This window comes from Candidatus Jordarchaeum sp. (assembly GCF_052745115.1).
In genome coordinates this window covers 1-3501 of sequence record NZ_JBRAKS010000387.1, presented here as the reverse complement: position 1 = coordinate 3501, position 3501 = coordinate 1, and the positions used below count along the sequence as shown (strand labels likewise).

4 protein-coding genes are annotated in these 3501 nt (G+C 37.8%); 3 read left to right on the top strand and 1 reads right to left on the bottom strand.

The features are described from left to right. The coding region (locus ACUVXA_RS18310; protein ID WP_445872729.1) for a hypothetical protein at positions 1 to 855 on the top strand (855 nt) is incomplete at its 5' end. 388 nt (positions 856 to 1243) lie between these two features. After that, positions 1244 to 2089: a hypothetical protein gene (locus ACUVXA_RS18305; protein WP_445872728.1), complete on the top strand. Its 846-nt coding sequence runs from the start codon at positions 1244 to 1246 to the stop codon at positions 2087 to 2089. A gap of 29 nt (positions 2090 to 2118) precedes the next feature. Here ACUVXA_RS18305 and ACUVXA_RS18300 read toward each other — a convergent pair whose 3' ends face one another. Further along, positions 2119 to 2805 carry a Dph6-related ATP pyrophosphatase gene (locus tag ACUVXA_RS18300; protein ID WP_445872727.1) on the bottom strand — a complete coding sequence of 229 codons (687 nt, stop codon included), beginning with the start codon at positions 2803 to 2805 and terminating at the stop codon, positions 2119 to 2121. A gap of 118 nt (positions 2806 to 2923) precedes the next feature. On the opposite strand from ACUVXA_RS18300, the gene ACUVXA_RS18295 reads away from it, so the two are divergent. Beyond that, on the top strand, positions 2924 to 3501 hold a 578-nt coding region (locus ACUVXA_RS18295; protein WP_445872726.1), incomplete at its 3' end, for a radical SAM protein.

Genomic DNA, 3501 nt, shown 5'->3' with positions numbered 1-3501 from the left:
CTAGTGGGAGGCGAGCCCATGGGACTAATGCTGAGAGTTCCCATGCTTTTCCCATATATTCCTTTCACGTTTCTCAACCTTTTTTCTTCAAAAAATCTTTACCTTCTCATTCTACCAGCCGTGCTCTTTGCGGTATGTGTGGCGATTCTTTTATTTGGGCAAATCCGGGAGAAAATTGACTCACTCTCGACGAGGCCCCTAAGTAGCACGCACTTTAAGACTCTGAGATCCATGAGATTAAATGACCTAATATTACTGCCGCTGCTAGCATTTCTGTTAGCATCCTTCTTCCAAACTCAGACACTTCAAACCGAGTTTCCACACTACCCAATTCTCGCCACCTTCGCCCGAGTTTATCCTGATAATGCAATATTTCTATTCGTTTTTTACATCCTTTATTTCCCATACTGGCTACTCATGTTGAATATCGTAAACCGTGCGGTGGATCGATTAGCTGAGCAATGCATAATTGTTCTGGCCAAAAAGTGGCAAAAACAGAAACCCATAATTTCATTCGAGAAAGTCATGAAAATATTTGGACTCGAATCCATAAACAAAAGTCAATTCAAACGTGTACTCCTCAGAGCCGCCGAAATAGCTGAACAAGATGGTACTATTTATTTCGGAATCAAAGACAATTATCTCTATTTAGAGGACATTTTGACACAATTAGCAAAAGATGAGATAAAGAAGCGAGGAGAAGCTGACATAAATGAAATCGCATCGAAACTTCAAGTAAAGCCGAGTCTGCTTAGAAAAATCTATCAGAAGCTAAAAAGAGAAGAACTCCTGAGAAACGTGAAGATCACCAAGGAAAAAATAATATCCTATGAAAAAATAAAAATCATAAATTAAGATAGGGTGAAAAATTTTGGAATTCGCTTTCCCTTATAGAAGAATGATTTTATCTCTGTACTTCCTTGGTTTATTGACCTACTTTCTTGGAAGTTCTACTGGATTCTGCCAATTATACTTATTATATCTCCTTTATTCCTTTGAATCGACTTCTTATTATCTGGCCCCTATTTTAATTTTTGAATTTTATCCTAGGTTTGTTCTAATAATGTCAACTGCAGAGCCGTTAATATTTTATGAAAAGTTCTCCATCATAAGCACCATATTTAGTGTTGCTGCGTTTACTGCTATTCTTTTCACATTTTTTAATAAAACCATGTTGGCTCTAATTATCTCCATTTTAGCCTCCTTAACCCTAATCACTCATTACGGCTTGATAGGGTATCTAATGGGTTTTGAGCCCACGGGATTTGAAATTAGTATTACTTATGGTATTCCTAGTCCGCAATATTATTTTTATCTAGGTTTTTTTATCAAAAACTTGCTATCAATACTTTTAGCGACTACAATGTATGTAATCGGTATGAATTTACTGTTCTTCAAAGTTTTTCAACAGAAAGTTGAACTAATATCACTTATTCCAGGTATCAGAGAAAAATTTCAGAAATTCAAATCCATTCATAGAGCAACAATTGTTCCTTTCGTAATGATACATTTAGTGGTAGCTTTGCATGGCTTAGATTATTGGCTGATTTCCCAAGAGTTTCCGTATTACAACCCAACTGCTCTAAATGGATTCGTGCTCGTCCCATATGCTTTTATTTTTTATTTCATTTTAATCTCTATTCCAGCAATTCTTGAAGAGAAAGCATACAGGCAGTCTAGACAAATATTGGCTGAAGTCATCACACCATTGCTAGAAAAGGAATTGGTGAATAACAAGCCTCTAATCCAAATCTGGAACTTTAAGAATGAACTTGGACTTGAGTCCGTGGATAGGAAAGATTTTAGATTAGTTTTAAAAAATTCTTTGAAAATGATTGAAATGAAAGAAAATATTCACTTTGGATTTTTAATAAATTATTTCTACATTGTAGAACCTTTAGTTGATATAGCTAGGGAAAAAATTGGTCGGGATGGTCAAGCAGATATTGAGGAAATCGCAAATGAAATAACTGTGCATTGGGCAAATCTTAAAGAGGCTTATAAAAAAATAAAGAAGGAGAAACTATTTGAAAACGTGAAAATAGTTAGAGGAAAAATTTTACCAATTTATCATGGGACGAGCATTTAACAATGTTGAATTTTTAAAGATTGTCAGAACTACTTTTTTTCTAGTCTAAAATCAGTGATGTCTAAATAGATGAAATTTTCTCGTGATGTCTTTTGGGTTCTAGTAATCTCGACTCTTTTTTTGAATATTGGACCGTCGTAAACGAAAGTATGATACTCGCCCATCTCGCCGAGCACATCAATATTCTTTTCGTTCTTAAGCTCCAAAATTTCGTTCAAAAAATCCTCATCCAGTTTGCGGCCCAGCCACTCATCTCCCATAAATTCTTTTTTTACCATTATTACAAGGGCCTCAAACCCAAGTCCAATAAATTCTTTGAACAAATCCACGGGATCAGCGTCGAAGAGTGGAGATAGACCCCTAATTCCAAGTTCTTTACAAACGCGCTCAGTCCATTTCTTATGTTCTTCAATCCACACATCGCCAAAAATGCAGCCATCAACACCTTTTGCCTTCAACTCGTTTACCAGTTCTTTAAATCCCCGCTCGTAAGTTTCCCAAGTAACCTCTCTCATAACGATAGGAATTTCTAGGGCTTCGGACTGAGCCTCTAACAGTTCCACTTTGATTGCATGCGACATAGATCTTCCTATGCTTGAGACGAAACTCATCAGATAGGAAACAGTAACGCCCTGACTAAGAGCCTTGTAAAGGGAAAGAGTACTTTCTTTTCCACCGCTCCAAGAAACGACAAACTTTGATAACTCGATCACCATCTAAAATAACTCAGTAATTGCATTTAGGAAAGGCTTATATCCATTTTTCTTAACATAATTTTAAACATTTTTTTCTAAGGAAATATGAATATTTAATTTTAGTTTGAGGTTGTTGAGTTTGAGTGAGAAAATGCCAACATTGAGCAGTATCGAGATTTTAAACTCCACGGTTAACCGGAGATATTCCCGATTCTTCCTTAAACGGTCTTCCGGCTTCTGTAAAAAGGATGGTAAGACAAGAATAGAAGTGGCACTGGAGCTATACGCAGGTGCCAGAGACAAGGCCTGTTTCACCTGTTCCCACATTATTCGCCCAATGGTCGAGTGGCACATCAAGAATGGAGTGAAATCATTCGGGCTCAGCGAGGATCTTGTCCAACAATTATTGCAGGACGGAAATTGGAGAAGAGGTGTGGCCAGTGTATTGCGGGGGGTAGCAAGGTTTGGTGTGAATCGCACATTTGTTCCGGGAGCATTCTTCTTAGTGGTTTGGAACTACACGTGGCTCTGTAACTTGAAGTGTAAGCACTGCTACGCCACAGCGGGAAAAGCACGCCCAGACGAGCTAAACTTCAATGAAGCAATAGAAACTGTGGAAAAGCTGGCTGACGCCGGAGTATTAATAATTGCTTTCTCAGGTGGAGAACCGTTGTCCGAAACTTACCCATCTAGGACACTTCCAGATGGTGTTCGGTT

Excerpts from the sequence above, each read along its gene's own strand:
- ACUVXA_RS18305 (WP_445872728.1), top strand. The coding sequence starts at position 1,244 with ATGGGTTTTGAGCCCACGGGATTTGAAATTAGTATTACTTATGGTATT.
- ACUVXA_RS18300 (WP_445872727.1), bottom strand. The coding sequence starts at position 2,805 with ATGGTGATCGAGTTATCAAAGTTTGTCGTTTCTTGGAGCGGTGGAAAA.